33 protein-coding genes are annotated in these 24963 nt (G+C 65.5%); 14 read left to right on the forward strand and 19 right to left on the reverse strand.

Going from position 1 to position 24963, the window contains the following annotated elements:
- Positions 1–46: 46 nt before the first annotated feature.
- Positions 47–361: a UrcA family protein gene (locus AAG612_RS10125; protein WP_342509834.1), complete on the forward strand. Its 315-nt coding sequence runs from the start codon at positions 47–49 to the stop codon at positions 359–361.
- Positions 362–389: 28 nt separating this feature from the next.
- Here AAG612_RS10125 and AAG612_RS10130 read toward each other — a convergent pair whose 3' ends face one another.
- Positions 390–1400, reverse strand: coding sequence for an adenosine kinase (locus tag AAG612_RS10130; protein ID WP_342509835.1), 1011 nt, complete (start codon positions 1398–1400; stop codon positions 390–392).
- A gap of 133 nt (positions 1401–1533) precedes the next feature.
- Here AAG612_RS10130 and AAG612_RS10135 point away from each other — a divergent pair, with 133 nt between their 5' ends.
- Positions 1534–2253 (forward strand): EI24 domain-containing protein, encoded by a 720-nt coding sequence (locus AAG612_RS10135; RefSeq protein ID WP_342509837.1) that lies wholly within the window; start codon positions 1534–1536, stop codon positions 2251–2253.
- Positions 2246–2692, forward strand: a complete 447-nt coding sequence (locus tag AAG612_RS10140; protein WP_342509839.1) for a hypothetical protein — start codon at positions 2246–2248, stop codon at positions 2690–2692. The genes AAG612_RS10135 and AAG612_RS10140 overlap by 8 nt, the downstream gene beginning before the upstream one ends.
- Here AAG612_RS10140 and AAG612_RS10145 read toward each other — a convergent pair.
- The 13 genes from AAG612_RS10145 to AAG612_RS10205 form a co-directional block, all read right to left on the reverse strand.
- Entirely contained in the window at positions 2689–3003 is a 315-nt protein-coding gene (locus AAG612_RS10145; RefSeq protein ID WP_342509841.1) for a hypothetical protein, read from the reverse strand. The two genes, AAG612_RS10140 and AAG612_RS10145, sit on opposite strands and share 4 nt — an antisense overlap.
- A gap of 8 nt (positions 3004–3011) precedes the next feature.
- The gene (locus AAG612_RS10150) at positions 3012–3368 is read right to left on the reverse strand and encodes a HesB/IscA family protein (protein ID WP_342509842.1); all 357 of its coding nucleotides are present in this window, start codon (positions 3366–3368) and stop codon (positions 3012–3014) included.
- Positions 3368–3952, reverse strand: a complete 585-nt coding sequence (locus AAG612_RS10155; RefSeq protein ID WP_342509844.1) for an SUF system Fe-S cluster assembly protein — start codon at positions 3950–3952, stop codon at positions 3368–3370. Before AAG612_RS10155 ends, AAG612_RS10150 begins: the two co-directional genes overlap by 1 nt.
- 23 nt (positions 3953–3975) lie before the next feature.
- Complete coding sequence (locus tag AAG612_RS10160; RefSeq protein ID WP_342510338.1) at positions 3976–5139, reverse strand: aminotransferase class V-fold PLP-dependent enzyme; 1164 nt, start codon at positions 5137–5139, stop codon at positions 3976–3978.
- 110 nt (positions 5140–5249) lie between these two features.
- Positions 5250–6008: a SufD family Fe-S cluster assembly protein gene (locus AAG612_RS10165; protein ID WP_342509845.1), complete on the reverse strand. Its 759-nt coding sequence runs from the start codon at positions 6006–6008 to the stop codon at positions 5250–5252.
- Positions 6005–6754 carry a Fe-S cluster assembly ATPase SufC gene (gene sufC, locus AAG612_RS10170; protein WP_342509847.1) on the reverse strand — a complete coding sequence of 250 codons (750 nt, stop codon included), beginning with the start codon at positions 6752–6754 and terminating at the stop codon, positions 6005–6007. The genes AAG612_RS10165 and sufC overlap by 4 nt, the downstream gene beginning before the upstream one ends.
- Positions 6755–6756: 2 nt before the next feature.
- The gene (locus AAG612_RS10175; protein ID WP_342509849.1) at positions 6757–7080 is read right to left on the reverse strand and encodes a hypothetical protein; all 324 of its coding nucleotides are present in this window, start codon (positions 7078–7080) and stop codon (positions 6757–6759) included.
- Between the two features lie 8 nt (positions 7081–7088).
- Complete coding sequence (locus tag AAG612_RS10180) at positions 7089–7616, reverse strand: hypothetical protein (protein WP_342509851.1); 528 nt, start codon at positions 7614–7616, stop codon at positions 7089–7091.
- Entirely contained in the window at positions 7609–8202 is a 594-nt protein-coding gene (locus AAG612_RS10185) for a DUF559 domain-containing protein (RefSeq protein ID WP_342509853.1), read from the reverse strand. The genes AAG612_RS10180 and AAG612_RS10185 overlap by 8 nt, the downstream gene beginning before the upstream one ends.
- Entirely contained in the window at positions 8195–8560 is a 366-nt protein-coding gene (locus AAG612_RS10190) for a hypothetical protein (protein WP_342509855.1), read from the reverse strand. Before AAG612_RS10190 ends, AAG612_RS10185 begins: the two co-directional genes overlap by 8 nt.
- Before the next feature lie 133 nt (positions 8561–8693).
- A complete protein-coding gene (sufB, locus tag AAG612_RS10195) occupies positions 8694–10187 on the reverse strand; it encodes a Fe-S cluster assembly protein SufB (RefSeq protein WP_342509857.1) in 1494 nt (497 codons plus the stop codon).
- The gene (locus tag AAG612_RS10200) at positions 10184–10624 is read right to left on the reverse strand and encodes an SUF system Fe-S cluster assembly regulator (protein WP_342509859.1); all 441 of its coding nucleotides are present in this window, start codon (positions 10622–10624) and stop codon (positions 10184–10186) included. The genes sufB and AAG612_RS10200 overlap by 4 nt, the downstream gene beginning before the upstream one ends.
- Before the next feature lie 280 nt (positions 10625–10904).
- On the reverse strand, positions 10905–12707 hold the full coding sequence (locus AAG612_RS10205; protein WP_342509861.1) for a DUF885 domain-containing protein: 1803 nt from the start codon (positions 12705–12707) through the stop codon (positions 10905–10907).
- A 120-nt stretch (positions 12708–12827) separates the two neighbouring features.
- Here AAG612_RS10205 and AAG612_RS10210 point away from each other — a divergent pair, with 120 nt between their 5' ends.
- From AAG612_RS10210 to AAG612_RS10225, 4 genes are all read left to right on the forward strand, one after another.
- Positions 12828–13862 carry a quinone-dependent dihydroorotate dehydrogenase gene (locus AAG612_RS10210; protein WP_342509863.1) on the forward strand — a complete coding sequence of 345 codons (1035 nt, stop codon included), beginning with the start codon at positions 12828–12830 and terminating at the stop codon, positions 13860–13862.
- 8 nt (positions 13863–13870) lie between these two features.
- Positions 13871–15598, forward strand: coding sequence for a gamma-glutamyltransferase (ggt, locus tag AAG612_RS10215; protein WP_342509865.1), 1728 nt, complete (start codon positions 13871–13873; stop codon positions 15596–15598).
- A gap of 95 nt (positions 15599–15693) precedes the next feature.
- Positions 15694–17505 (forward strand): AMP-dependent synthetase/ligase, encoded by a 1812-nt coding sequence (locus AAG612_RS10220; protein ID WP_342509867.1) that lies wholly within the window; start codon positions 15694–15696, stop codon positions 17503–17505.
- Positions 17506–17507: 2 nt separating this feature from the next.
- Complete coding sequence (locus tag AAG612_RS10225; protein WP_342509869.1) at positions 17508–17894, forward strand: cupin domain-containing protein; 387 nt, start codon at positions 17508–17510, stop codon at positions 17892–17894.
- A 9-nt stretch (positions 17895–17903) separates the two neighbouring features.
- Here AAG612_RS10225 and AAG612_RS10230 read toward each other — a convergent pair whose 3' ends face one another.
- From AAG612_RS10230 to AAG612_RS10250, 5 genes are all read right to left on the reverse strand, one after another.
- On the reverse strand, positions 17904–18437 hold the full coding sequence (locus AAG612_RS10230; RefSeq protein WP_342509871.1) for a hypothetical protein: 534 nt from the start codon (positions 18435–18437) through the stop codon (positions 17904–17906).
- Between the two features lie 113 nt (positions 18438–18550).
- Entirely contained in the window at positions 18551–19354 is an 804-nt protein-coding gene (locus AAG612_RS10235; RefSeq protein WP_342509872.1) for a bifunctional sulfur carrier protein/thiazole synthase protein, read from the reverse strand.
- Positions 19326–19760: a hypothetical protein gene (locus tag AAG612_RS10240; RefSeq protein WP_342509873.1), complete on the reverse strand. Its 435-nt coding sequence runs from the start codon at positions 19758–19760 to the stop codon at positions 19326–19328. The genes AAG612_RS10235 and AAG612_RS10240 overlap by 29 nt, the downstream gene beginning before the upstream one ends.
- Positions 19761–19970 (reverse strand): sulfur carrier protein ThiS, encoded by a 210-nt coding sequence (thiS, locus tag AAG612_RS10245; protein ID WP_342509875.1) that lies wholly within the window; start codon positions 19968–19970, stop codon positions 19761–19763.
- Between the two features lie 19 nt (positions 19971–19989).
- Entirely contained in the window at positions 19990–20397 is a 408-nt protein-coding gene (locus AAG612_RS10250) for a MerC domain-containing protein (RefSeq protein ID WP_342509877.1), read from the reverse strand.
- A gap of 129 nt (positions 20398–20526) precedes the next feature.
- On the opposite strand from AAG612_RS10250, the gene AAG612_RS10255 reads away from it, so the two are divergent.
- The 7 genes from AAG612_RS10255 (at position 20527) to AAG612_RS10285 (ending at position 24905) form a co-directional block, all read left to right on the forward strand.
- Positions 20527–21597 carry a COX15/CtaA family protein gene (locus tag AAG612_RS10255; RefSeq protein WP_342509879.1) on the forward strand — a complete coding sequence of 357 codons (1071 nt, stop codon included), beginning with the start codon at positions 20527–20529 and terminating at the stop codon, positions 21595–21597.
- Positions 21594–21905: a divalent-cation tolerance protein CutA gene (cutA, locus tag AAG612_RS10260; RefSeq protein WP_342509881.1), complete on the forward strand. Its 312-nt coding sequence runs from the start codon at positions 21594–21596 to the stop codon at positions 21903–21905. The genes AAG612_RS10255 and cutA overlap by 4 nt, the downstream gene beginning before the upstream one ends.
- The gene (locus tag AAG612_RS10265) at positions 21902–22621 is read left to right on the forward strand and encodes a hypothetical protein (protein ID WP_342509883.1); all 720 of its coding nucleotides are present in this window, start codon (positions 21902–21904) and stop codon (positions 22619–22621) included. Before cutA ends, AAG612_RS10265 begins: the two co-directional genes overlap by 4 nt.
- Before the next feature lie 141 nt (positions 22622–22762).
- Entirely contained in the window at positions 22763–23242 is a 480-nt protein-coding gene (gene rplM / locus AAG612_RS10270) for a 50S ribosomal protein L13 (RefSeq protein ID WP_342509885.1), read from the forward strand.
- Entirely contained in the window at positions 23242–23790 is a 549-nt protein-coding gene (gene rpsI / locus AAG612_RS10275) for a 30S ribosomal protein S9 (protein WP_342509887.1), read from the forward strand. The genes rplM and rpsI overlap by 1 nt, the downstream gene beginning before the upstream one ends.
- 204 nt (positions 23791–23994) lie before the next feature.
- Positions 23995–24516 carry a DUF2239 family protein gene (locus AAG612_RS10280; protein ID WP_342509889.1) on the forward strand — a complete coding sequence of 174 codons (522 nt, stop codon included), beginning with the start codon at positions 23995–23997 and terminating at the stop codon, positions 24514–24516.
- Positions 24513–24905, forward strand: a complete 393-nt coding sequence (locus AAG612_RS10285) for a GFA family protein (RefSeq protein WP_342509891.1) — start codon at positions 24513–24515, stop codon at positions 24903–24905. Before AAG612_RS10280 ends, AAG612_RS10285 begins: the two co-directional genes overlap by 4 nt.
- Positions 24906–24963: the final 58 nt, after the last annotated feature.

The following is a 24963-nucleotide window of genomic DNA, read 5'->3' on the forward strand; positions in this document are numbered from 1 at the left end:
CCACCTTGGCTGCATCACAGACACATCGCAGACAGGGGAAACCAATATGAAAACGCTCGCTCTCGCACTCGCGGCCATGCTCGCTACCGGCAGCACACCGGCACTCGCCGAGCCGGATCTGAACCGCGCAATCGTTAGCTACGAGGACCTGGACCTGCGGAGCGCCGAGGGACAGGCGACGCTCGACCGGCGGCTGGAGAAAGCGATCGCGGAGGTGTGCCGGGTCCCGCATTCACGTTCGGTCAGGGTCGCTTCGGAGACGCAAGCATGCATCGCCGATCTGCGCGATCAGGTGGCGAAGCTGCGCGCCCGGATCATCACCGAGGCGCAGCGGCACGCTGCACAAGACAAGCGCGACTGATGCGCGCATCCCATTCGATACGAAGCGTTCAGGCGGCCAGCCGCTTCGCCACCAGCGCCTTGAGGTCCGCTTCGGGCCGTGCGCCCCAGTGCGAGATGACCTCGCCCGCGGCCACGGCACCCCGGATCAGCGATTCTTCAAGGCTGGCATCGCGGCAATAGCCCGAAAGGAAGCCGGCGGCGAAGAGGTCGCCTGCGCCGGTCAGGTCCTGCACCTTGGCGACCGGCTCGGGCGAGACCTTCGCACGTTCGTCGCCGCGCGCGGCCACCGCGCCGTCGCCGCCACGCGTCATCACCACCAGCGGCACGTCCCTGGCGAGACTTTCGAACGCGGCATCGGGGTCGGAGCCTTCGAGGATGCCGGCCTCTTCCTCGTTCACGAACAGGATGTCGATCAGGCCGTCGTCGATCAGCTTGCGGAAATCCTTGCCGTGCATGTGGACGCAGAAATCGGCGCAGGTGGCAAAGGCGATCTTCACGCCTGCCTCGCGTGCGACCTCGATCGCCCGGCGCATCGCGGCGCGTGGCTCTTCCGGGTCCCACAGGTAGCCTTCGAGAAACAGAACCTTGGTGCTGCGGATCAGATCGTCGTCGATCGCGGCGGCAGGGAGGAACTGCGATGCGCCGAGCGAGGTGTTCATCGTACGCTCGCCATCGGGGTCGACCAGTACGAGGCAGCGGCCGGTCGGCGGCTCGTCCTCGCTGTCGCCATAGGGCCGCGCGGGCGTATCGAAGCTGACACCGACGGACGTCAGGTCATGGCGATAGATTTCGCCCAGCTGATCGTCGGCGATCTGGCCGATGAATGCGGTCCTGAGGCCCAGCATGGTTGCGCCGGTCAGCGTGTTGGCCGCCGCGCCGCCCGAAATTTCCTTGGTCTGGCCCATTTTGCCATAGAGATCGACCGAGCGTTCGGCATCGATCAGCCGCATCGACCCGGCGGGCAGATCCTCGTCCTTGAGGAACTGGTGCGAGACGGGGGCGATCACATCGACAATGGCGTTGCCGATGGCGATGACGTCGAACTGGGTATCGGCCATGATGGGGCGTTTGTCCTCGTACTGAAGGGTTTGGTTGCCCGCGACCTAGCGACCAAGCGAGCCTTGGCCAAGGCCGGTGATGGCGCGTGGGCGATTGACTTGGGATGCGCGGGCACGGAAAAGGCGCATCGCCATGATGTCGCTCCCCGCCTCGCTCGCCCGCGCCTTTGCGCAACTGGCGGATCGCCGCGTGCTGTGGCTGTTGCTCAAATCGCTGATCGTCACGCTGCTGCTGTTCGTGGCGGTGGGCGCGGCATTCTATTTTGGGCTGGCGTGGCTGGTCGAGCGGGGTCTCGGATCGCTGATCGACAACCTGCCGAGCCAGTTCGGCGAGCTGGTCGCGACCATCGGCACGCTGCTGGCGGTGGTCTTCGGCGGCTGGCTGCTGTTCCGCGTCACCGCGCTCGCCGCGATCCAGTTCTTCGCCGATGATGTGGTCGAGGTGGTCGAGGCGAAATATTACCCGCAAGCGCTCGATAATGCGCGGCGGATCGGTTTCGGCGAAAGCATGTGGATCAGTTTCAAGGGCGCGGTGCGGGTGGTGTTCGTCAACATCCTGATCCTGCCGCTGGCCGCGATACTGCTGATCACCGGCTTCGGCACGGTGGTGCTGTTCGCGCTGGTCAATGCGTGGCTGCTGGGGCGCGAGCTGCGCGATATGGCGTGGCTGCGTCATCGGCACGATCGCAGCGAAGAGCCCCCGATCGGGCGCGGCACGCGCTTTGCGCTGGGCCTCGTCATTGCCGGCATGCTGACCATCCCCGGCCTCAACTTCCTCGCGCCGATCATCGGGGCGGCAGCCGCCACCCATCTTGTGCAAGCCAATCTGCAAGGGCGCCAACGCGATGCGTAATTTTCCTCGGAGCCTGAGCGCGCTCGCGCTGATCCCGCTGGTTGCGGCCTGCGCCACGCCCACCGTGCCAACGGCCAGTCAGCCGGGCACCGCACGCACGCCGCCGCCGCAACGACCCGTTGCGGTGCCGCCGAGCAGGCCCAAGCCCGTCACCCCCGATGGCTTCATGGCGCCGCGGGTGATGAGTGTGGCGGGGCTCGAATTCGTGATCGGCGCGCGCGCCAGCCAGCTGGAACAGACCTTCGGCCCCGCCCGGCTCGACGTGCTGGAAGGCGATGCGCGCAAGCTGCAGTTCGTGGGCGAGGCGTGCGTGCTCGACGTCTATCTCTACCCGATGAGCCCCGGCGCGGAGCCGACCGCGACCTATGTCGATGCCCGCCGCGCGAGCGATGCGCTGGATGTGGACCGGGTTGCCTGCGCCGCAGCGCTGCGGCGTTAGTCCTCGGAAAAATCGAGCGGGGCTTCGGCCCCGCCCTGCTTGGGCTGCGGGCCTTTGGGGGGAACGGCGGGCACGGCAATGCCAGCCTCTGGCGGTTTGCGGTTCGGTCGTGCGCCTTTGGGGGCGATGCCAGCCTCGCGCAGCTGATCCTGCAATGCGGCGCATTCCCGGATCAGCGCTTGCACCATCCGTTCGGAGTGCCGCAACTGTCCGCGCAAGATGCGGATCGTCTCCACGCTGCTATCGAATTGGTCGAACGCCCCCGAGGGGCCGGAGCGATTGACACGCGGCAGAGGATCGGGCCGGGGCATGACGGCCCTCATACCATGAAGCTCTCGCCGCAGCCACATGCGCCCTTCGCGTTGGGGTTCTCGAACACGAAGCCGGCGGAGAAATCGTCTTCCACCCAATCCATCACGCTGCCGACGAGATAGAGCACCGAGGCGCCATCGATGTAGAAGGTGCCGCCCGGCGTTTCGATCTTCTCGTCGAAGGCCAGTTCCTCGCTCACATAGTCGACCGAATAGGCGAGGCCCGAACAGCCGCGCCGGGGGGTCGACAGCTTTACGCCGATCGCATCGTCGGGCGCCCTGGCCATCAGGTCGGCCACGCGCTGTTCGGCGGCCTCGGTGAGGGTGACGGCGGCGGGGCGGGTTCTGGTCTTGGTGTCTGCCATTACAACATTCCTAGCTCGAGCCGCGCTTCGTCGCTCATCTTGTCGGGGCCCCAAGCGGGGTCCCACACCAGATTCACCTCGGCATCGCGCACACCGGGGACCGAGCCTGCGCGGATTTCGACTTCGGCAGGCATGGATTCGGCGACCGGGCAGTGCGGCGTGGTGAGCGTCATTGTGACCACCACGTCCTTGTCCTCGGACACCTCGACGCCGTAGATCAGACCGAGATCGTAGATATTGACCGGGATCTCAGGGTCGTAGATTTCCTTGAGCGCGGAGATAACCGCCTCTTGCAGCGCACCGCCCGCGCCCGTCTCGCCCGCGTTTTCGGGCTTTTTCTTGAGGAACCCATCGAGATAGTCGCGCTTGCGCGAGAGCTTTTCACCCGCCGATTCCGCATCGGGATCGACCGCATCCTCCACCCGGGCGCGGGGAGGTTTCGCAGGGGGTGCATCGGTCGGGATATGACTCGGCAAGGCCTGCCCCGCATTGCCTTCCGACCGCGCGATATGCGGCGGCAGGTCAGTCAGCTGGTCGCTCGGCGAAGGGGCCGCGATGTAGTCTTTCTTGTCGTCGTCGCTCATGGTCATATCTCTCGGGCCTGATTTCAGGCGAAAATCTTCAGCGTGCGGTCGATGCCGCGCATCAGCGCCGCGATATCGGCTTCAGCGGAATAGATCCCGAAGCTGGCGCGGGCGGTGGCGGGCACGCCCAGGTGCTCCATCAGCGGCTGGCAGCAATGGTGCCCGGCGCGGATCGCCACGTTCTCTTCATCCAATATGGTGCCCAGATCGTGCGGGTGAACCCCCGACAGCTCGAAGGAGACGATACCGAGCGCATCGGCTGGACCGAACACGCGCACGCCCTGGATGCGGGCGAGTTCCTCGCGCAGCTGCGCGCACAAGGCGCGCTCGTGCGCCGCGATCGTCTCGCGCCCCGCATCGTCGATGAACGTGCACGCGGCGGCAAAGGCGATCGCTTCGGTAATGGCAGGCGTGCCCGCCTCGAAACGCTGCGGCGGCGGGGCAAACGTGGTCTCGTCGAAGCCGACCTTGTCGATCATCGCGCCGCCACCCTGCCAGGGCGGCATGCTTTCGAGCAGGTCCGCGCGGCCCCACAGCGCGCCGATCCCGGTCGGCCCGTACATCTTGTGCGCGCTCATCGCGTAGAAATCGCACCCGATCTCGCCGACATCCACCGGCAGGCGCGGCGTGGCCTGGCAGCCGTCGAGGAGCAGCTTGGCGCCGACCGAATGCGCCAGCTGAGCTGCGCGCTTCGCATCGAGGACCGAGCCGAGCACGTTGGAAACATGCGCGAAGGCGACCATCGTGTGCTCGGGCGTGAGCATCTGCTCCGCCGCGTCCAGATCGATCCGACCATCCTCGGTCAGCGGGCAGACATCGACCTGCCAGCCAGCAAGCTGCCACGGCACGATGTTGGAGTGATGCTCCAGCTGGCTGAGCAGCACGCGGCCCTTCTTCGGGTAGGAATAAGCGACGAGGTTGATCGCCTCGGTCGCGCCGCGGGTGAAGACCAGTTCGTCCTCGCCGCCGCCGATGAAGCCCGCAACGCTGCGGCGCGCGGCTTCGTAACCCAGTGTCATCTGGGCGGAGCGGGAATAGACCCCGCGGTGGACGGTCGCATAATCCTCGCCCAGCGCGCGGGCCATCGCATCGATCACCACCCGCGGCTTCTGCGCGGTCGCCGCGCTGTCGAGGTAGTGCCACGGCTTGCGGTCGGCGGTGACGAGGCCAGGGAATTGGCCCGCTATCTCACCCTCTCCTTCTTGGGAGGGGGTCGGGGGGTGGGGCTTTTCGGCGCGAGGCTCCCCGCCCAACCCTTCCCCCTGGAGGGGTGAGGGCTTGGTGTTCGTCTCCGCGCTCACGCCCGCTCCTCCAGCTTGGCGAGCGCCTTTTCGAGCAACGTCTCGCGCGTGGCTTCGTCCGCCAGCTCGCGCGTCGCGTCGCCGATGAAAGCCTGCACCAGCAGGCGGCGGATCGTTTCGGGCGGCAGGCCGCGTGCGGCCATGTAGAAGCGTGCGGACTCATCCAGCTGGCCCACGGTTGCTCCATGCGCGCACTTCACGTCGTCGGCGTAGATTTCGAGTTGCGGAACGCTGTTCACGCTCGCGCCCTTTTCCAGCAGCAGACCCTTGAAGCTCTGCGCAGCATCGGTCTTCTGCGCATCGCGGGCAACGTCGATCCGGCCGAGGAAATTGCCCGTGCCCTTGCCCCAGTGGACGCTGCGCACGGTCTGGTTGCTGGTCGCATCGGGCTTCTCGTGCGCCAGCCGCGTCACGATTTCGCGCGTGGTATCGCCACCGCCAAGCGTGATGCCGCCCAGTTCGAAATGCGCGCCCTCTGCCAAGGTGACGACCACTTCCAGCCGCCCGAGCTGGCCACCGGCCACCAGCGCCGCGATTTCGGCCCGCGCGCCTTCCTCGATCGCGATCCGGAGGCGGCGCATCTGCAAGCCTTCCTCGCCATCGACGATGATAAGGTCGCGCCAGGTCTCACCCTTGGCGACCCTCACGTCTTCCCATGCCTCGAAAGTCTCGGGCGCGCTGTCCTGCAGCGCGTCGATATCCGAATAGCGCCAGGCTTCGTCCTTGCGGGTCGGGAGGAGAATGCTGTCGGTCATGCGCTCTCCATCACGGCGTCGTAGCCTTCGCGCTCGAGATCGGTCGCCAGTTCGGCCCCGCCGGTCTTTACGATGCGGCCCTTGGAGAGGATCGAGACGTGGGTCGGCTCGACCACTTCGAGCAGGCGCTGATAGTGGGTGATCAGCAGCACGCCCTTGTCGGGGTTGCGCATGATGGAATTGATCCCGTCGCCGACCACGCGCAGCGCGTCGATGTCGAGCCCGGAATCGGTCTCGTCCAGCACCGCGAAGCAGGGATCGAGAATGCCCATCTGGACCATCTCGGCGCGCTTCTTCTCGCCGCCCGAAAAGCCGACATTCACCTGCCGCTTGAGCATCTCCATATCGAGCTTGAGCAATGCGGCCTTTTCCTTCGCCAGCTTCAGGAAATCGCCCCCGCTCATCGCGTCCTCACCGCGTGACGTGCGCTGGGCGTTGAGCGCTTCGCGCAGGAACTGGATGTTGGAGACGCCGGGAATCTCGACCGGGTACTGGAAGCCGAGGAACAGGCCGGCTGCAGCCCGCTCGTGCGGGTCCATCGACAGCAGGTCTTCGCCGCGGAAGAACACCTTGCCCTCGGTCACTTCGTAGCCCGGCCGCCCGCCGAGCACATAGGCAAGCGTCGACTTGCCCGCGCCGTTGGGGCCCATGATGGCATGAATCTCGCCCGCGTTCACGCTGAGCGTAAGGCCGTTGAGGATCTTGGTGCCGTCGATTTCGGCGTGGAGGTTGTCGATCTGAAGCATATCTAAAGCGTTCTCAATCCAGTGAAATTTGCGATCGCTCGGGCGATCTCGTCGTTCAGTTCACGCGTCGCGCGTTTTTCTGCACGGGCGGCGTCTTCTTCGGTCAGCCCTTGGGTTGCGGCAGCAACGCGGTTGGCGCGCACCCGCTCGATCTGCGGGGTGCAGAGCGCGCGCACGGCAATCACGGCCTCGCGCAGGCCGGTCCGGGGCGCACCCGCAGCGCCCGCCTGCAGGCATCCGCGCAGGCGCGTTTCGGCCTGCTGGGGCGAAAGCGTCTCCTGCGCCGCGGCGGGCGTGGCGAGCGCCAGAATGGCGAGCGGTGGCACCAATGTCCTCACGCAGACCCCCGATTGCCAGTGGGGTGGCTGGGAGGATTGATCGCGATCAGTGTCGCGAGCAGCGCCAGCACTGCAGGGGCATAGAGCGAGACGAGGTTCTGGGTTTGCGCCGGGCCGGTGCCGCCGTCCCACGCGATGGAGGTCTGCGTCGCGAGCTGCGCGGCCCACGTCAGCCACAGCGCCAGCGCGGCCAGCGCGGCGCCAACATGGAGCAACTCGTTGCGCTCGGCGGTGGGTTCAGGCCTGGTCGCGGCTAAAGGCGGAGCCGATTGTACAGGCGGCGCCCCGGCATCGGCGGGCGCCAGCTTCGCAAGCTTGCGCGCTTCGAGCCGGGTGCGCGTGGCGGTCCACGGAGCGGCACGGCCATTGATCGCCGCATCAAGGTCGCGGCGCAGCGTGCGCTCCAGGGGCGCGAGGCGCGGCGCGTCGGCGTTCAGCAGATCGCGAGCAAACGCCTGCATCGTCCGCAGATCGCGCGAAGCCCCGCGCAGGTCCGTATGGGCAAGTGTTTCGAGGTCATGCATCGCGATGGTTCCTGCCTGGGTTGGAATCGCGGGGCTTTCGGTCTCGGGGGGAGGTATTGCGGCGTGGCCCGTTGCCGTCGCGGTCGTAGCGCGGCTTGGTCTGGCGCGGGTTCTCTGCCTCGTGGCGGCGGCGCGCTTCCTTGCGGGTCGCAATGGCGGCGCGCATTTCCTGCGTCAACGTGGCGAGCACCGCGTCGATATCGGCGAGGATCGCGGCGGCGGGCACGTGGACCACGCGGATGCCGACCGCCTCCAGGCTCTTGTCGCGCCGGGTGGCGATGGCGGGCTCGACGCCCTCCTCGTCGATCAGGATGGCGAGGCCCATATTGTGCGAGTTGAAATCGACGATCGCGCTGCCGACCACCGCGAAGCGGGTGAAGGAGTAGCGCCCGAAATCGGCCTTGGAGAACTTCTCCGCCAGCGCCTTGTGCGCGGGAGAAGCATGACGGCGCATCTCGCGCGCACGATCATGCAGCGCGTCGAGGCGCTTCTCCGAGATTTCCCACCCGCGGCCCTTGCGTTTGACGGCGGGGGCCTCCGAGTCTTCGGATGCGGGGCGAAGGTTGAGGGTCTTACGTTCAGTCATTGGTTTGAGCCTGTCGCCTTGCGACGAAAATAGCAGCGAGATATCCGGCAAACGCAGCAGGAATAGAGAAAAGTGCCCATCCTCCAATGTCCTCCCATGGGAATGGGATCGTTGATGGCGCGAGCCCTCCAACGTGAAGCATCAGCGACTGTTGCGCAGCCACCGTCAGCAAAAAGGCTATGAACGCTATCGCACTCAACCATCGATTTGCGCGAGCTAGATATCCCAGCGCGAAAGGCAAAACGATGATTCCGACGACCACGCCGAAGGTCTGAAGGTGCACCAGCAGACCAAATATCTCGAGTTGCGGGGCGGGGCCAGGCCCGAAGCCGAATTCTGTTTGCGAGGATGCACTCACTTCACGCTCCCTGCAAACGACAATGCCCCATCGTCATTGCGAGCGAAGCGAAGCAATCCAGGGCGGCTCTTGACCACTCTGGATTGCCGCGGCGACTGCGTCGCCTCGCAATGACGGGTGAGATGGGTGGTGCTCACCCCACGCTCCCTTCCAGCGAGATCGCCAGCAGCTTCTGCGCCTCGACCGCGAATTCCATCGGCAGCTGCTTCATCACCTCTTTCGCGAAGCCGTTGACGATCAGCGCGATCGCCGCTTCCTCGTCCAGCCCGCGCTGCTGCGCGTAGAACAGCTGGTCGTCGGAGATCTTGGAGGTGGTCGCCTCGTGCTCGATCTGCGCGGTGGGGTTCTTCACCTCGATATAGGGCACGGTATGCGCGCCGCAGCGGTCGCCCAACAGCAGCGAATCGCACTCGGTGCGGTTGCGCACGCCGTCGGCATTGGCGGCCACGCGCACGAGCCCGCGATAAGTGTTGTTGCTCTGCCCGGCGCTGATCCCCTTGGAGATGATCGTCGAGCGGCTGCCCTTGCCGTTATGGACCATCTTGGTCCCGGTATCGGCCTGCTGGTGGTTGTTGGTGACCGCGACCGAGTAGAACTCGCCCACGGAATTCTCGCCATTCAGCACGCAGCTCGGGTACTTCCACGTAACCGCGCTGCCGGTTTCGACCTGCGTCCAGCTGATCTTGGACCGCGCGCCCTGGCACAGGCCGCGCTTGGTGACGAAATTGTAGATCCCGCCGACGCCTTCGCTGTTGCCGGGATACCAGTTCTGCACGGTCGAATACTTGATCTCGGCATCGTCCATCGCGACCAGCTCGACCACGGCGGCATGCAGCTGGTTCTCGTCGCGCATCGGCGCGGTGCAGCCTTCGAGGTAGCTGACATAGCTGCCTTTTTCGGCGACGATCAGCGTGCGTTCGAACTGGCCGGTATTCTCCGCATTGATGCGGAAATAGGTGCTCAGCTCCATCGGGCAGCGCACGCCTTCGGGGATGTAAACGAAGGTGCCGTCGCTAAAGACCGCGCTGTTGAGACAGGCGAAGTAGTTGTCCGCCTGCGGCACGACCTTGCCGAGCCATTTCTTGACCAGATCGGGATATTCGCGGATCGCTTCGGAGATCGAGCGGAAGATGACGCCCGCCCGCTCCAGCTCGTCGCGGAAGCTGGTGGCGACGCTGACGCTGTCGAACACCGCATCCACCGCGACTTTCTTCGCGCCCTTTACTCCGGCGAGAACTTCCTGCTCGCCCAGCGGAATGCCGAGCTTGTCGTAGACCCGCTTGATCTCGGGATCGAGCTCGTCGAGCGACTCCAGCTCTTCCTTCTTCTTGGGCGCGGCGTAGTAATAGGCGTCCTGATAATCGATCTCGGGATAGCCGAGCTTGGCCCAGTCGGGCTCGGTCATGGTCAGCCATTTGCGAAAAGCCTTGAGCCGCCATTCGAGCATCCATTTCGGCTCGTTCTTCTTGGCCGAAATGAACCGGACCGTGTCTTCGTTCAGGCCCTTGGGCGCAAAATCGGTTTCGATATCCGAGTGCCAGCCGAACTCGTACTCGGCGGCTTTCGCGGCGGCTTCGCGCGCATCTGCATCCTGCTCGGGCTTGGTGAGGTCGATTGCTTCGTTCATGCCACTTCTTTCTGCGCGCGGGTTTTGCCCGCGGTGGGAGCCTTGTTCGCGATTGTCGCCAGCGACACATCGGCCAGCGCGCCGCGTACGGCGGCGTTCACAACCGGCCAGTGCGGCTTGACGCTGCATTCGTGTTCCACCGCGCAATCGCCGGTATCGATACAGGAGACGAGCGCGATCGGGCCTTCGATCGCCTCGACGATATCGGCCATGCTGATCGCCGCTGCCGGCCGCGCGAGCTGCAAACCGCCGCCCGCCCCGCGGGTGGAACGGAGCAGCCCGGCGGCGCTCAGCTTGCTGACGATCTTCTGCGCGGTGGGCACCGGAATGCCTGTTTCCTGCGCCAGATCGGCCGAAGACACGCGCCCGCCGCCGCACTTGCGTGCGGTCGCGGCCATGATGACGATGGCATAATCGGCGAGGTTGCTGAGGCGCATGGAATCTAATTCGGACTAATCCGGTCCGATTTCAACCAAAACCCGACTGTTGCGAGTCGTTAGCGTCTTTGTTGTCCTCGCCGCGTTCGCTTCGCCGGGGCTTCGCTCCGGCTACGCGGCGGCTGCGGGCGGCCCTTGGCCTTGCCGTTCGTGGAACGAACGGGTGAGGCTATCGCCAATCCGGTCGCCGCGACCGGCAAGGGCGACCGCCCGCCGGCGCTCCTGCGCCGCCCCATCGGAGGCCGCGCGAAGCGCGATTAGCCGCGAGAGAAAATTACTCCTACCCACCCTTCTCCCGCGCCACCCACGCCTCGACATTCTCTTCCAGGATATCGAGCGGCACCGGGCCGGGCAGCAGCACGACATCGTGGAATGCGCGGATGTCGAAATCATCGCCCAGCTCGGCGCGCGCAGCCTCGCGCAGCTCCATGATCTTCAATTTGCCGATCATGTAGGCGGTCGCCTGGCCCGGATAGACGATATAGCGCTCGATCGCCTTGCGGATGTCGCCATCGGGATTGGGCGTGTTGTCCTTCAGGTACTGGATCGCCCTCTCGCGGCTCCAGCGCTTGGAGTGGATGCCGGTGTCGACCACCAGCCGACAGGCGCGCCACAGCTCCATCTGCAGCCGCCCGAAATCGGAGTAGGGATCGGTGTAGAAACCCATGTCCTTGCCGAGCTCCTCCGAATAGAGGCCCCAGCCTTCGGTATAGGCGGTCACCCCGCCGAACCGCCGGAAGGGCGGCACGTCGCCCAGCTCGGTCTGGATCGAGCGCTGGAGGTGATGGCCGGGCAGGCCTTCGTGATAGGCGAGCGCTTCAAGCTCGTTCTTGCTCATGTCCTTGAGGTTGTAGAGGTTCACGTAATAGGTCCCGGGGCGCGAACCGTCGGGCGCAGGGCTCTGGTAGAAGGCTTTCCCCGCGCTCTTTTCGCGGAAAGCCTCGACCGGCTTCACCGTGAGTGCGGCCTTGGGAAGCGTGGCGAAGAATTCGGGCAGCTTCGCTTCCATCGCGTCGATCTTCGCATTGGCATCGGCGAGATAGGCTTCGCGCGTGTCGTAATAGAAGCGGTCGTCGGTGCGGGTGAATTCGAAGAATTCCTGCAAGGTCCCCTCGAACCCGACCTGATTCATGATCGCGCGCATCTCGTCGTGAATGCGCGCGACATTCTCAAGCCCGATCCGGTGGATCTGGTCGGCGGTGAGATCGGTGGTGGTGTAGTTCTTGAGCAGCGCGGCGTAGTAGGCCTCGCCCTCGGGAAAGCGCCAGATGCCGTCCTCGGTCGGTGCGATGGCCTGCTGCCGCTTCATTTCGGCGAGCAGCCGCCGATAGGCGGGCGCGGCGCTATCGCGCCATGCCGCCTGGGCCGCGCCCTCGGTGATGTTGACCTGGATGTCGGAAATGCCGATTTCGCGGACCTTCTTGCCGAAGTCTTCGAGCACCGCGTTGTTCTCACCCGCGTCGAGCAGGTTCTCGATATCGGAGATCACATAGGAATAAACCCACCTGGGCGGCATCACGCCGTTGTCCGCGCGTTCGCGCGATTGCGCGGTCAGCGTGTCGATCACGCGCCCCAGCCCGGTGATCCGGTCGACGTAATCGGTCGCCTGCTGGAAGGTCGACATCGAGTGGATATTGATCAGGAAGGCGGGCAGCTGGCTCTGCGCGCCGCTCATCTGGTCGAAGATGTAGCCGTAATCGCGAAACGGGAAGAGCGAGGCGGAGCGCTGCGCCATCGCGTCGAACAGGCGGTAGGACAGCGCGTCTTTGTCCGACAGCGCGGCCAGATCGTACCCCTCGCGCATGGTCCGCGCGGTCTGCTGGAGGAGCCTTTCCTCCTCGACCTGCGCGCGTTCGGTGAAGTCGCCCCAGCTGCCGTAATCATCGTCGCGGATCCCGCGATAGGCCTTGCTCAGCGGCGATATCGCCAGCTGCGCATTGTCGTACCGATCGAACAGCGTGTCGATGTCGGCGGGCGCGGACTGCGGCGCCATGGCCACCGGTGCCGTCTCTGCCATGGTCGTGCAGGAAGCGAGGCCGAGGCTCGCGAGAAGCAGGATGGCGGTGTGCGGTGCAGGTTTCATGCGAGGCTCTCTCCCGATTTATTATCGGTGCGCATCCTGCCTCAAGCCGGGGTCGGGAGGAAGGGGGGCCTCTACGCCTCACGCTCGACTTGGCCGCGGCTGCGCAATAGGACGTCTCGCATGCTGTTTCCCGCCCTTCGCCCGCTGCTCTTCACGCTCGATCCCGAACGCGCGCACCGGCTTTCGCTCGCCGGGCTCAGGCGCATGCCCACAGGCAGGCCGCCACGCCACGATCCGGCTCTGGCGGTGCAGGTCGGCGGGCTCACCTTCCCCACGCCCGTCGGCGTGGCGCCGGGTTACGACAAGGATGCCGAAGTGCCCGACGCGCTGCTGGGACTGGGCTTCGGCTTCGTTGAGGTGGGCACGATCACGCCCTTTGCGCAGGCGGGCAATCCGCAGCCGCGCCTGTTCCGGCTGGTCGAGGATCGCGCGGTCATCAACCGCATGGGATTCAACAATGGCGGGGCCGAGGCCGCGCATGAGAGATTGAGCACGCGCGCCGGCCGGCCGGGCATCGTCGGCATCAATATCGGCGCCAACAAGGACAGCGACGATCGCATCGCCGACTATGCGCTGCTGACCGGGCTGATGGCCCCGCTCGCCAGCTATCTCACGGTCAATATCTCCAGCCCCAACACGCCGGGCCTGCGCAACCTGCAGGCGGGCGATGCGCTGAAGGACCTGCTCGACGCCGTGTTCGAAGCGCGCGGCGAGGCGACGACGCCGGTGTTCCTCAAGCTCGCGCCCGATCTGGAGCCCAGGGAGATCGAAGCAGTGGCGAAAGTGGCGCTCGACAGCCCGCTCGCCGCGTTGATTATCTCCAATACCACGCTCGCCCGGCCTCCGTTGAGGTCCAAGCATGCGGGCGAGGCTGGGGGACTTTCGGGCGCGCCGCTCGCGCCGATCGCGCTCCAGCGGCTGAAGGATTTCCGCAAGGCGACCGGTGGAAATATCCCGCTGATCGCCGCCGGAGGCGTCGACAGCGCCGATGCCGCGTGGGAGCGGATCGTCGCGGGCGCCAGCCTCGTGCAGCTCTATTCGGCGATGGTCTATCAGGGCCCGATGCTGGGGCGAAGGATCGCGCGGGGCCTGTCACAACGCTTGCGGCGCGAAGGCTTTGCCACGATGGAAGAGGCCATCGGATCGCAAAGCTAAGGATCGCCATGTTGCTGCGCACGCTCACCTGTTTCGCCACCGCCCTGCTCGTTGGCGGTTGTGCCACGGTAGAGGCCGACACTGTCCCGCTCTACGGGACCGAAAATCAGGATTTCTCGCCCGGCGGCGCAGTCAGCGCAGCCGACCCGCGGGCCGAGGCCGCGGGCTACGAAATCCTGCGCAAGGGCGGCAATGCGACCGATGCGGCCATCGCGGTGATGCTCGCGCTCACCGTGGTCGAACCGCAGAGTTCGGGCATCGGCGGCGGCGGCTTCATGGTCTATGGTGGACCGGGCGGCGCGGTCACGACCTTCGACGGGCGCGAGACCGCCCCTGCCGGTGCGACGCCCGAATGGTTCCTCGACGCAGACGGCACGGTTCCCCCGTTCGGCGAGTCGGTCCGCAGCGGGCTGAGCGTCGGCGTGCCGGGCAATGTCGCGCTCGCGGCCAAGGCGCATGCCGAGCACGGCAAGCTTGCCTGGGCGGAGCTGTTCGGCCCCGCGATCGCGCTGGCGCGCGACGGCTTCCGGATCAATCCGCGCCTGAATTCCTCGCTGGCCGACAACAAGGATCGCGGCGCGCGCAGCGCATCCGCCATGGCGCTCTATTACGACGCAGCGGGCGAACCTCTGCCGGTGGGCACCACGGTCACCAACCCGGCGCTCGCAGCGGTGCTGGAGAGCATCGCGCAGGAAGGGCCGCAAGCCTTCTATCGCGGCGAACTGGCGAGCGAGATCGCACGCACCGTGGCCGAGGATACGCCCCGCCAGACGCCGATGAACCTGCGCGATATCGAAGGCTATCAGGCGAAGGAGCGCGCCGCGCTGTGCGCGCCCTATCGCGCCTATCGCATCTGCGCGATGGGTCCGCCCACCTCGGGCGGCATCGCGGTGCTGCAGATCCTCGGCCAGCTGGAGCGGTTCGATCTTGCCGCGCTCGGCCCGCGCAATCCGGTAACCTGGCACCTGTTCCTCGAATCGCAGCGGCTCGCCTATGCCGACCGCGAACTTTACGCGGCCGACAGCGATTTCGTGCCCGTCCCCGTAGAGGGCCTGCTCGCGCCGGACTATCTGGCAAAGCGCAGCGCTCTGATTTCCGCCGACCGCACTCTCGCCGAGGTTGAAGCGGGTACGCCGATGGGCGCGACCACCGCGTTGGCCGACGGGGACGAGCCCGAAGAGCGCGGCACCTCGCATATCGCGGTGGTCGACGGCAGCGGCGCGATGATCAGCTATACTTCGACCATCGAAGGCGCCTTCGGATCGGGGCTGATGGTGGAAGGGTTCTACCTCAACAACGAACTCACCGATTTCAGCCGCTCCCCCATGATCGACGGCAAGCCGGTCGCCAACCGGGTCGAGCCCGGCAAGCGGCCGCGTAGCTCGATGTCGCCGGTGATCGTCTACGATCCGCAAGGGCGGCCGTTCATGGCAGTGGGCGCAGCAGGTGGCAGCACGATCCCCGTGCAGACCGCGCGCAGCATTATCGGCGTGATCGATTTCGGTCTTGCCCCGCAGGAGGCGCTGGGCCTGCCCTTCGTGATGGCGTTCGGCGACAGCGTGCTGCTGGAAGAAGGCACCTGGCTGGCGGATAGCCAGGCCGCGTTCCGTGCTCTCGGGCACGACATGCTGACGGTCAGGGCCGCTCCGGTGAAGGCCGGGATCGTCGCCCGCCGCGACGGGCAATGGATTTCGGCCCGCGATCCGCGCCTGATCGGACAGCTCGAACTGCCCTAGCGTTTCCCGCGCCCAGCGCTTGCCGTGGGGTTAACGGGAGCCTAAACCGCACGGCACCGTTAGAAAGACAACAGAAACTGGGAGAAGGTGCGCCTTTGACGCAGCTTAGAGAGATCGAACAGGCCGACAATCTGGTCGCGCTGTTCCTCAAACGCGCCGACGCAGCGGGTGACGCACCGTTCCTCGGCCGAAAGGTCGATGGCGACTGGCAGACCATCAGCTGGCGCACCGCGGCCGAGCAGGTGTACATCATGGCCGAGAACCTGCGCGGCCTTGGGCTGCGGGATGGCGACCGGGTGATGCTGGTGAGCGAGAACCGGCCCGAGTGGTGCATCGCCGACCTGGCGATCATGGCCGCAGGCTGCATCACGGTGCCCGCCTACATCACCAATACCGAGCGCGATCACGTCCACATCCTCGACAATTCGGGCGCGCGGGCCGTGATCGTCTCGAACGAGAAGCTGTCCGGACCGCTGATCCCCGCGATCTTCAACACCGGCATTGCCGAACACATCATCCCGATCGAAAGCGTGCGCGGCTATCAGGGCGGCAATCTCGCCTGCCATGGCTGGTCGCAGATGACCTCGGGCGATGCAGGCGCGGCCCGCAAGGCGGTCGAGGCGCGGATCGCCAAGATCGGGCGCAAGGATACCGCCTGCATCATCTACACCAGCGGCACCGGCGGGGCGCCGCGCGGCGTGCTGCAGCACCATGGCGCGATCCTGTGCAACGTCGCGGGCGCGGCGGACATTTTGATCGACGATTTCAACCTGTCGAACGACGAGCGCTTCCTCTCCTTCCTCCCGCTCAGCCATGCTTACGAGCATACGGGCGGGCAATTCCTGCCCATCGGCGTCGGTGCACAGATCTATTATGCGGAAGGGCTGGAGAAGCTCGCCAGCAATATCGAGGAGACGAGCCCGACGGTGATGGTCGTGGTGCCTCGCCTGTTCGAAGTGCTGCGCACCCGGATCATGAAGCAGATCGCCAAGCAGGGCGGCGCCGCGAGCTACCTGATGGATCGCGCGCTCGAAATCGAGGAGCGTGCGGACGAGAACGGCAGGAAACGGCTGCGCGACAAGCCGATGGACCTGATCGTCGGGCGGCTGCTGCGGCCTAAGATCCGCGCGAAGTTCGGCGGGCGGCTCAAGGCGATGGTTTCGGGCGGCGCGCCGCTCAACCCCGAGGTCGGCACTTTCTTCCAGGCCCTCGGCCTGCCGATGATGCAGGGCTATGGCCAGACCGAGGCGGGGCCGGTCATCAGCTGCAACCGCCCTTCCGCCGGTGTCTCGATGGACACGGTCGGCCCGCCGATGAAAGGCGTCGAGATCAGGATCGCCGATGACGGCGAGATCCTGTGCCGGGGCGAGCTGGTGATGCACGGTTACTGGCAGAACCAGGCCGAGACCGAGCGCGCGCTGCAGGACGGCTGGCTCCACACCGGCGATATCGGCCATCTGGACAAAAAGGGCCGGATCAAGATAACCGACCGCAAGAAGGACATGATCGTCAACGACAAGGGCGACAATGTCGCGCCGCAGAAGGTCGAGGGGATGCTGACACTGCAACCCGAGATCGGGCAGGCGATGGTGATCGGCGACCGGCGGCCCTACGTGGTCGGGCTGATTGTGCCCGATGCCGAATGGGCGCTCGACTGGTGCAAGGCGCAGGGCAAGCCGCTCGACTGCAAGCAGGTGCAGGAGTTGCCCGAGTTTCGCGCGGAAATCCGCAAGGCGATCGATCGGGTGAACAAGGAACTCTCGGTGGTGGAGAAGGTCCGCGGCTTCGTCTTCGCCGACGAGCCCTTCGGAATCGAGAACGAGGAAATGACGCCGAGCATGAAGATCCGGCGGCACAAGATCCGTGAACGCTACGGCGATCGGCTCGACGCGCTGTACCGGAAGTGAGCGTGCATCGGCTAATTGCCCTGCTCGCGTCTCCCGTCGTATTGCTCGCGATTGCGGCGGGCTGCGTCACGGCCGGCAACGTCTCCCTGCCGAGCGCGCTGGAAGCGGGCTGGGAGGGCGAGCGCGTTTGCGAGCTTCGGCACCAGAGCGATACGCACCGCGTCCTGCGGTGCGCCTTCCCGCCTGGCGTCGGGCACGAACGACATTTTCATCCCGCGCATTACGGCTACGCGCTGAGCGGGGGGACGATGCGGATTACCGATGCGGGCGGAACCCGCACGGTCGATCTGGCGACCGGCGCGGATTATTCGAGCGACGGCACGCCGTGGCACGAAGTCGTCAATGTCGGCGAGACCCCGGTGATCTACCTGATCGTCGAAGAACTTTAGGTCGCCTTCTCAGGCCGCTTCTTCCAGATCGACATATTCGGGCATGAAGGTCGGCTCCCGGCTCGACCAGGCAGGCGCGGTCGCGGCGGCTTCGCTCAGCGATTGCAACAGGATCTTGCGGCGCGCCGGGCGCAGGTGCGGCATCGCGGCGCCGGCGCAAAAGGCGCTCGGCAACCACGGACGGATATCCGCGCCGAGCAGCCGCTCGTAAAGGAAGCGGAAGGGCGAGAACCCATCGAGTCGCTCCTGCGAGAGGTCAAACGCGGCAAGACGCGAAAGCTGGCCGATGAACGGCCCCACCGTCTCGGTCGCTTCGGCGTCGGGAATCGCGTGGCGCATGGCCTTGAGATCCTGATAGGCGACATATTGCCGACGAATCGCCACGTTCTCGGACGCGTTGCGCGCCCACAGCTTGAACGCGTCGCACCGGCCAAGGCCGATATCGAGATTGCGGCGGATGAAGCGCTGCTCGCAAGGGCTGAACCCTGCGAATTCGCGCATCTCCGCGATGCTCAGGCTGGTGGTGTTGTTCTTCGTCGCCATCGTGCCCCTCCGTGGCCCCCAAGAGTGGCGGCCCGTTTGTCCGATGGCAGGCATGTTTCCGCGATCTTGGTAAACAAACCGCTAAGGTTGATCTCAGGTCTTTCCGCAGGCGGTCAGATCAGCCCTGCAAGCGGGCTGGAGGGGTCCGCATATTTGCGTGTCGCCATGCGCCCGGAGAGGTAGGCGTCGCGCCCCGCCTGCACCGCCAGCTTCATTGCGCGGGCCATGCGAATCGGGTCTTTCGCCTCGGCGATGGCGGTGTTCATCAGGATCCCGTCGCAGCCCAGCTCCATGCCGACCGCCGCGTCGGACGCGGTGCCGACTCCGGCATCGACCAGCACGGGCACGCTCGCCCCTTCGACGATCAGGCGAATCGTCACCCGGTTCTGGATGCCCAACCCCGAACCGATGGGCGCGCCCAGCGGCATGATCGCCACCGCGCCTGCCTCTTCCAGCTGCTTCGCGGCTATCGGATCATCGGCACAATAGACCATCGGGTGGAAGCCTTCGTTGGCCAGCGTCTCCGTCGCGCGCAGCGTCTCGCGCATGTCGGGATAGAGCGTCTTCGCCTCGCCCAGCACTTCCAGCTTCACCAGGTCCCAGCCGCCCGCTTCGCGCGCCAGCCGCAACGTGCGCACCGCGTCGTCGGCGGTGAAGCACCCGGCGGTATTGGGCAGGTAGGTGACCTTCTTGGGATCGATGAAGTCGGTCAGCATCGGCTGATTCGGGTCGGAGACATTGACCCGGCGCACCGCGACGGTGACGATCTCCGCCCCGCTCGCTTCGAGCGCGGCGGCGTTCTGTGCGAAGTCCTTGTACTTGCCGGTGCCCACGATCAGCCGTGAACGGAAGGTATGGCCCGCGACCGACCAGGTGTCTTCGGAACGATCAGTCGCTGGTGTTTGCATTTCGGTCATGTCGGCCCCGGTATCCACCCGCCATTGCGGTAGCAAGGCCGATCCACAATATGAGGGCAGTTGCCATCCATGCGACGCCAAGCATCGTCTCGTTCCCGGTTGGCGGCCATTCGGTCGTCCCGGTAATGACTGTGCATGCAGGCATGCCGGCCAACAGCTTGATCGCGACTATCGTGTAGGAAATGGAAAGCAGCGCGGGGATTATCGCGGCAAGGCTTACGGCCACGCGATTCGGCCTCCAGCACAGCAGCGCCACGCCAAGCAGGTTCAGCGGTAAGGTGACGATGAAGCCGAGCAGCGAGTCAGGCGCATTGCCGGTGCAGGTTTCCACCATCCCTGCGAGGAAACCGAAAAGCCCGCTCAGCGTGAGAATCAGGAAAGCTGCGAGGGCGCGCAGTAGCGCCATCTATCCGCCGCCGACGAAATGCACGATCTCGAGCGTGTCGCCATCGGCGAGCGCGATCTCGCCGAGCTTCGAGCGCGGGGCGATTTCGCCATTGTGCTCGACCGCCACCTTTTCGGGCGCAAGGCCGAGTTCGCGCACGAGTGTGGCGATGTCGGGGGCGGAGGTGGTGCGACTCTCGCCGTTCAGCTGGATCGATTTGGGGTCGCTCATGGTGGGAGCGACATAGGCCTCAGCCGTCTTTGCGCAAGCCGTCGTGCTTTTCGGTCAGCGGGGCATGGCGCAGGTTGAGCAGGTGGCCGAGCGAGACGAGCGCCACGCCGATCACCGTCAGCACCGCTTCCTCGACGCCGTGAGGCGCCGCCAGCGCGCCGCCCATGAAGGTGAGCCCGGTCATCGCCACGACGAAGGGGGTGCGGCGCCGATGCCGGACCGCGCCGATGCCGATCGCGAGCCCGGCGATGATCGTCGCCGCGGCAAGGCCCCACCAGTGCAGATCGGGCGCGAACAGCCAGCTGCTCGCCACGCCGAGCGAGCCGATGAGCACGATTGTCAGCAGGCAATGCACCGCGCACAGCGCGGACAGGGCGATGCCCATCGCATCGAGCCTGATGCGATTCGAGAGACTTCGCAGATCCATGTACCGCCAGATATGTGATGTTGTTTCATTTTGCAAGGACTGTGAGAGCACCAATTCGATGCAAGTTGTTCAACTGCAATGCAGCTTTGCGCGCTTGCAAGTTTTCGCGCCAATACGCATTCATGCGCAATGACCGCAGCCTCACTCCAAGGATCGCACGATTCCGCGCACAGCCGTGCCCGCCCCGGCTGGCTCGCGTGGTGGCTGGTGATCGTTGCGGCGATGGTCGTGCTGATCGTCGCGGTCGGCGGGATCACCCGGCTGACCGAATCGGGCCTGTCGATCACCGAATGGAACGTCGCATCGGGCGTCCTGCCGCCACTGAGTGAGCAGGCGTGGCAGGCGGAATTCGCGAAGTACCAGGCCACGCCCGAATACCGGCTCGAAGCGGGCCCTGCGGGCATGACGCTGGCCGATTTCAAGGCGATCTTCTTTTGGGAGTGGTTCCACCGGCTGATGGGCCGCGCGATCGGTCTCGCCTTCGCACTGCCGCTGGCCTTCGCGTGGGTGCGCGGCTGGATTCCCCAAGGTTATCGCAGCCGCCTGATCGCGCTGCTCGGGCTGGGCGGGTTGCAGGGCGTGTTCGGGTGGCTGATGGTCCGCTCGGGGCTCGGCGGCGAGATGACCGATGTGAGCCATTTCTGGCTCTCGATTCATCTCTGCACTGCCCTCATCACATTGGCAGGCCTCGTCTGGACCGCGCTCGACCTGCATGCGCTCGACCGGGATAGCGCCGCACGCCCTGCCATCCTGCGCCCGCTCGCCATCGGCGCGAGCCTCGGCCTGTTCGTGCAGGTTTTGCTGGGCGCGTGGGTCGCGGGGCTCAATGCGGGGCTGGCGTCGGACACCTGGCCCCTGATGCAGGGGCGCATCCTGCCCGAAGCAAACATGTCGCGCGGGCTGTTCTGGGCGGTGACCCAGGATCCCTTCCTGCTCCACTTCCTCCATCGCTGGTTCGCGTGGATTGCCTTCGCCGCGTTGCTGGCGCTCGGCTGGAAAGCGCTGGCGCGCGAGAACAATGCGGGCAAGGCGCTGATCGGCCTCGCGACTGGGCAGGTGCTGCTCGGTATCGTCACCGTCATCAGCGGAGTGTCGTTGTGGATCGCGGTCGGGCACCAGGTCACCGGTGCGCTGCTGGTCGCCGCGACTGCTGCCTCGGCCCATGCGATTGGCGGGCGAGGCCCCGCTACCAGGGCATGAGCGCACTGATCTACACGGTGTTTGCCAGCCGGGACGATGCCCGTGAGGTCGCGACACGCCTGCTCGACGAGCGTCTGATCGCCTGCGCCAATGTGGTCGGTCAGGTCGAGGCGCTGTTTGAGTGGGATGGCGAGCGGGGCACCGGCGAGGAAATCGCGGTGCTGTTCAAGACCCATGCCGACCGCCTGGACGCCGCCACCGCGCGGCTTGAAACGCTGCATCCCTACGATACGCCCGCAATCCTTGGTTGGCGCGCCGACGCGAGCGGCGTGGCCACCTCCGAGTGGCTCGGCGGGCTGGTGCGATGATGGCGGCGATTGAGCGCCGCGGCGTGCTTGCAGCGATCGGTGCCCTGTCGCTCTTTCCCGTGTGGGCGCGCCTTACGGCAGCCGAGGTCGTGGGAGACTTCATTCTTGCGCGCACGGTGCGCCGCAGCCTCGCCGATGGCCGGCATATCGAGGCGGCGCGCGAGTTTGCGGTGTCCTTCGTACCCGAGGCCAGCGGGAAGACGCTGGTCACCGGTACGCAGATCTCCGTGCGCGTCGAGGCACCGCCCGCGTTGGAAGCGCTCGCCCGGATCGAGGAGCGCCGCAAGGAGGATGGCTTTTTTCCCCTGCGGCTCGATGGGAGCGGGCTGATCATGCCAACGGCGGACAAGGAGCTGTTTTCCGAACTTCCCGAGGCGGTGGCCTCGGCTGCGCTGGCCTATGCCCGCGAACGCTCTGCCGGGCTGGAGGCTGCCGCCGCATCGTGCCAGTTCATCGCCGATCTGTCGGACCGCAGCCATCACTGGCTCACCCTGATGCCGCGCGACCTGTTCTTTCCCGAACCGCGCGACCGCCGTGTCAGCCGCGAGATCGAGCTTGCCGATGGCACGAATGGCGTGATCCGGATGCGCGAAACCGCGCAGGCCGATCCGGCCACGGGCCTGCTCGGCTCCTTCAGCCGCGAGGCGGAGACCGCCACGCAAACCCTGTCGCGTACGGGCAGCGAAATCTGGACGCTCGCCCGCACGGTATCATAATACCTCTTCGCTAACCCGCATGATTGCTTGACTTGAGGGCGGTCGCGACGCATTAGCGCGCTCCACGTCCGGGACGAGCGAATCTGCATAAGCGCGTTTCCCCTGCCCGGCGAGACCCCGAATTCCAAGGGAAAGATAGCCATGAAGGCGCTCAGCAAGATGACCCGGTCGATCAAGCCGGCCGAGGTCGAAAAGAACTGGTATGTGATCGATGCGGAAGGCCTCGTTGTGGGCCGCCTCGCCGCGATCATCGCGAATCACCTGCGCGGCAAGCACAAGCCGAGCTACACCCCGCACGTCGATTGCGGCGATCACGTGATCGTCCTCAACGCGGACAAGGTGAAGTTCACCGGCCGCAAGATGGGCAACAAGAAGTATTACAAGCACACCGGCTATGCCGGCGGCATCAAGGAAACCACGCCTGCGAAGATCCTCGAAGGCAAGTTTCCCGAGCGCGTGCTGGAAAAGGCTGTCGAGCGGATGATCCCGCGCGGTCCGCTGGGCCGTCAGCAGATGAAGGCGCTGCACCTGTATGCCGGCACCGAGCATCCGCATGACGGGCAGAAGCCCGAGACGCTCGACGTCGCTTCGATGAACCGCAAGAACAAGGCTCTCAGCTAATGGCCGACGACAAGAACCAGAACGAGCAGCAGAGCGCTCAGAACACCGAAAGCGTGCGCGATCTTGCCGATCTCGGCAACATCGCCGGTGATGCTCCCGAAGCCGATGCCGCAGTCGTGGCCGAAAGCACCGCGCCGCTGCGCGAGCAGGAGCTCGACCAGTATGGCCGCGCCTACGCCACCGGTCGTCGCAAGGATGCGACCGCGCGCGTCTGGATCAAGCCCGGCAAGGGCACGATCACGATCAACGGCAAAGAGCAGGAGACATACTTCGCCCGCCCGACGCTGCGCCTCGTGATCAACCAGCCGTTCGCGATCACCGATCGTGAAGGTCAGTACGACGTCATCGCCACGGTTCGCGGCGGTGGCCTGTCGGGCCAGGCCGGTGCGGTGAAGCACGGCATCGCCCAGGCGCTGACCAAGTACGAGCCGGCGCTGCGCAGCACCATCAAGTCCGCCGGATTCCTGACCCGCGACAGCCGCGTTGTCGAGCGCAAGAAGTACGGCCGTGCCAAGGCACGTCGTAGCTTCCAGTTCAGCAAGCGTTGATTGCGGCTGGGCGCTAAGCTACAGCGATCTTCGATCACCAGGAGGGGCGGTGCCGCAAGGCGCCGCCCTTTTTGTTTGGGCGGGTGCTGGCGCTAGCCTTGCAGGGCACGCGATGCTCCACGGACCCAATTTTACCCGGGTCTTATTGACATTGATTTTACCCGGGTTAAATAGCCACTCCAATTCTCTTGGAGGGCAAGTACCATGGCATCCAGCGTTACCGCTTTTGCGGCGGGCAAGAAAATCGCGGCGGGCGAACCTGGCGAGGTGGCCGGAACCATCGCGAAACTTCTGGCCGAACATGATGGCACGATCCTCGTTTTCGAGGACGAGACCGGGCGCGTGTCCGATCTCGATTATCGCGCGACCAAGGCTTCCAGTGCCGGCCGCCCGAAACTGGGGGTGCAGGCGCGCGAGGTGACGCTGCTTCCGCGCCATTGGGAATGGCTCTCCAGCCGACCGGGCGGGGCATCTGCGGAATTGCGTCGCCTTGTCGAGGCCGCTCGGAAAGCCGGCAAATCGGACAGGGAACGGCAAGACGCGGCCTATCGCTTCATGCAGGCCGCATGCGGCGATCTGCCCGGTTACGAAGAAGCGTTGCGCGCGCTCTATGCGCAGCGGCAGCGCGATTTCCGCGCCATCGTGGACCATTGGCCACCAGACTATGCACGTTACATCGCCAGTCTGCTCGGAACCGAACCGGCTCAAACAGGAGACGACTCATGAAGATTGCCAAATGCCGCTGTTCGAGCCTGCGAGCCGAGTGCAAGGGGGATCCTCTGCGGGTTTCGGTTTGCCATTGCGAGGAATGCCAGCGCCGGACCGGCAGCGCCTTTGCCGTGCAGGCGCGCTTCCATTGCGATGCCGTCGAAATCACCGGGCCGTCCAAGACTTTCGAACGGATCGCCGATAGTGGCAACGTGCTGAGCTATCGGTTTTGCCCGTCTTGCGGATCGACCGTCGCCTACCAGATCAACGCGTGGCCGGACGTGATCGCCATTCCACTGGGTGCTTTCGAGCAGCAGGATTTTCCCGCCCCGGTTTACTCGGTGTACGAACGTCGCAAGCACCCTTGGGTCACTTTAACCGGGGAAGACATCGAACGTCATTTCTAGTTCGATCGGCCAAAATCGCGCCTTGCTCTCGTACGATCAGGCCTGCCTACCGGCGCAA

It is taken from the genome of Citromicrobium bathyomarinum, from assembly GCF_038594605.1.
Classification (GTDB): Bacteria; Pseudomonadota; Alphaproteobacteria; order Sphingomonadales; family Sphingomonadaceae; genus Alteriqipengyuania; species Alteriqipengyuania bathyomarina_B.

Excerpts from the sequence above, each read along its gene's own strand:
- AAG612_RS10125 (WP_342509834.1), top strand. The coding sequence starts at position 47 with ATGAAAACGCTCGCTCTCGCACTCGCGGCCATGCTCGCTACCGGCAGC.
- AAG612_RS10130 (WP_342509835.1), bottom strand. The coding sequence starts at position 1,400 with ATGGCCGATACCCAGTTCGACGTCATCGCCATCGGCAACGCCATTGTC.
- AAG612_RS10135 (WP_342509837.1), top strand. The coding sequence starts at position 1,534 with ATGATGTCGCTCCCCGCCTCGCTCGCCCGCGCCTTTGCGCAACTGGCG.
- AAG612_RS10140 (WP_342509839.1), top strand. The coding sequence starts at position 2,246 with ATGCGTAATTTTCCTCGGAGCCTGAGCGCGCTCGCGCTGATCCCGCTG.
- AAG612_RS10145 (WP_342509841.1), bottom strand. The coding sequence starts at position 3,003 with ATGCCCCGGCCCGATCCTCTGCCGCGTGTCAATCGCTCCGGCCCCTCG.
- AAG612_RS10150 (WP_342509842.1), bottom strand. The coding sequence starts at position 3,368 with ATGGCAGACACCAAGACCAGAACCCGCCCCGCCGCCGTCACCCTCACC.
- AAG612_RS10155 (WP_342509844.1), bottom strand. The coding sequence starts at position 3,952 with ATGAGCGACGACGACAAGAAAGACTACATCGCGGCCCCTTCGCCGAGC.
- AAG612_RS10165 (WP_342509845.1), bottom strand. The coding sequence starts at position 6,008 with ATGACCGACAGCATTCTCCTCCCGACCCGCAAGGACGAAGCCTGGCGC.
- sufC (WP_342509847.1), bottom strand. The coding sequence starts at position 6,754 with ATGCTTCAGATCGACAACCTCCACGCCGAAATCGACGGCACCAAGATC.
- AAG612_RS10180 (WP_342509851.1), bottom strand. The coding sequence starts at position 7,616 with ATGCATGACCTCGAAACACTTGCCCATACGGACCTGCGCGGGGCTTCG.
- AAG612_RS10185 (WP_342509853.1), bottom strand. The coding sequence starts at position 8,202 with ATGACTGAACGTAAGACCCTCAACCTTCGCCCCGCATCCGAAGACTCG.
- sufB (WP_342509857.1), bottom strand. The coding sequence starts at position 10,187 with ATGAACGAAGCAATCGACCTCACCAAGCCCGAGCAGGATGCAGATGCG.
- AAG612_RS10200 (WP_342509859.1), bottom strand. The coding sequence starts at position 10,624 with ATGCGCCTCAGCAACCTCGCCGATTATGCCATCGTCATCATGGCCGCG.
- AAG612_RS10205 (WP_342509861.1), bottom strand. The coding sequence starts at position 12,707 with ATGAAACCTGCACCGCACACCGCCATCCTGCTTCTCGCGAGCCTCGGC.
- AAG612_RS10210 (WP_342509863.1), top strand. The coding sequence starts at position 12,828 with ATGCTGTTTCCCGCCCTTCGCCCGCTGCTCTTCACGCTCGATCCCGAA.
- ggt (WP_342509865.1), top strand. The coding sequence starts at position 13,871 with ATGTTGCTGCGCACGCTCACCTGTTTCGCCACCGCCCTGCTCGTTGGC.
- AAG612_RS10230 (WP_342509871.1), bottom strand. The coding sequence starts at position 18,437 with ATGGCGACGAAGAACAACACCACCAGCCTGAGCATCGCGGAGATGCGC.
- AAG612_RS10235 (WP_342509872.1), bottom strand. The coding sequence starts at position 19,354 with ATGACCGAAATGCAAACACCAGCGACTGATCGTTCCGAAGACACCTGG.
- AAG612_RS10240 (WP_342509873.1), bottom strand. The coding sequence starts at position 19,760 with ATGGCGCTACTGCGCGCCCTCGCAGCTTTCCTGATTCTCACGCTGAGC.
- thiS (WP_342509875.1), bottom strand. The coding sequence starts at position 19,970 with ATGAGCGACCCCAAATCGATCCAGCTGAACGGCGAGAGTCGCACCACC.
- AAG612_RS10250 (WP_342509877.1), bottom strand. The coding sequence starts at position 20,397 with ATGGATCTGCGAAGTCTCTCGAATCGCATCAGGCTCGATGCGATGGGC.
- AAG612_RS10255 (WP_342509879.1), top strand. The coding sequence starts at position 20,527 with ATGACCGCAGCCTCACTCCAAGGATCGCACGATTCCGCGCACAGCCGT.
- cutA (WP_342509881.1), top strand. The coding sequence starts at position 21,594 with ATGAGCGCACTGATCTACACGGTGTTTGCCAGCCGGGACGATGCCCGT.
- AAG612_RS10265 (WP_342509883.1), top strand. The coding sequence starts at position 21,902 with ATGATGGCGGCGATTGAGCGCCGCGGCGTGCTTGCAGCGATCGGTGCC.
- rplM (WP_342509885.1), top strand. The coding sequence starts at position 22,763 with ATGAAGGCGCTCAGCAAGATGACCCGGTCGATCAAGCCGGCCGAGGTC.
- rpsI (WP_342509887.1), top strand. The coding sequence starts at position 23,242 with ATGGCCGACGACAAGAACCAGAACGAGCAGCAGAGCGCTCAGAACACC.
- AAG612_RS10280 (WP_342509889.1), top strand. The coding sequence starts at position 23,995 with ATGGCATCCAGCGTTACCGCTTTTGCGGCGGGCAAGAAAATCGCGGCG.
- AAG612_RS10285 (WP_342509891.1), top strand. The coding sequence starts at position 24,513 with ATGAAGATTGCCAAATGCCGCTGTTCGAGCCTGCGAGCCGAGTGCAAG.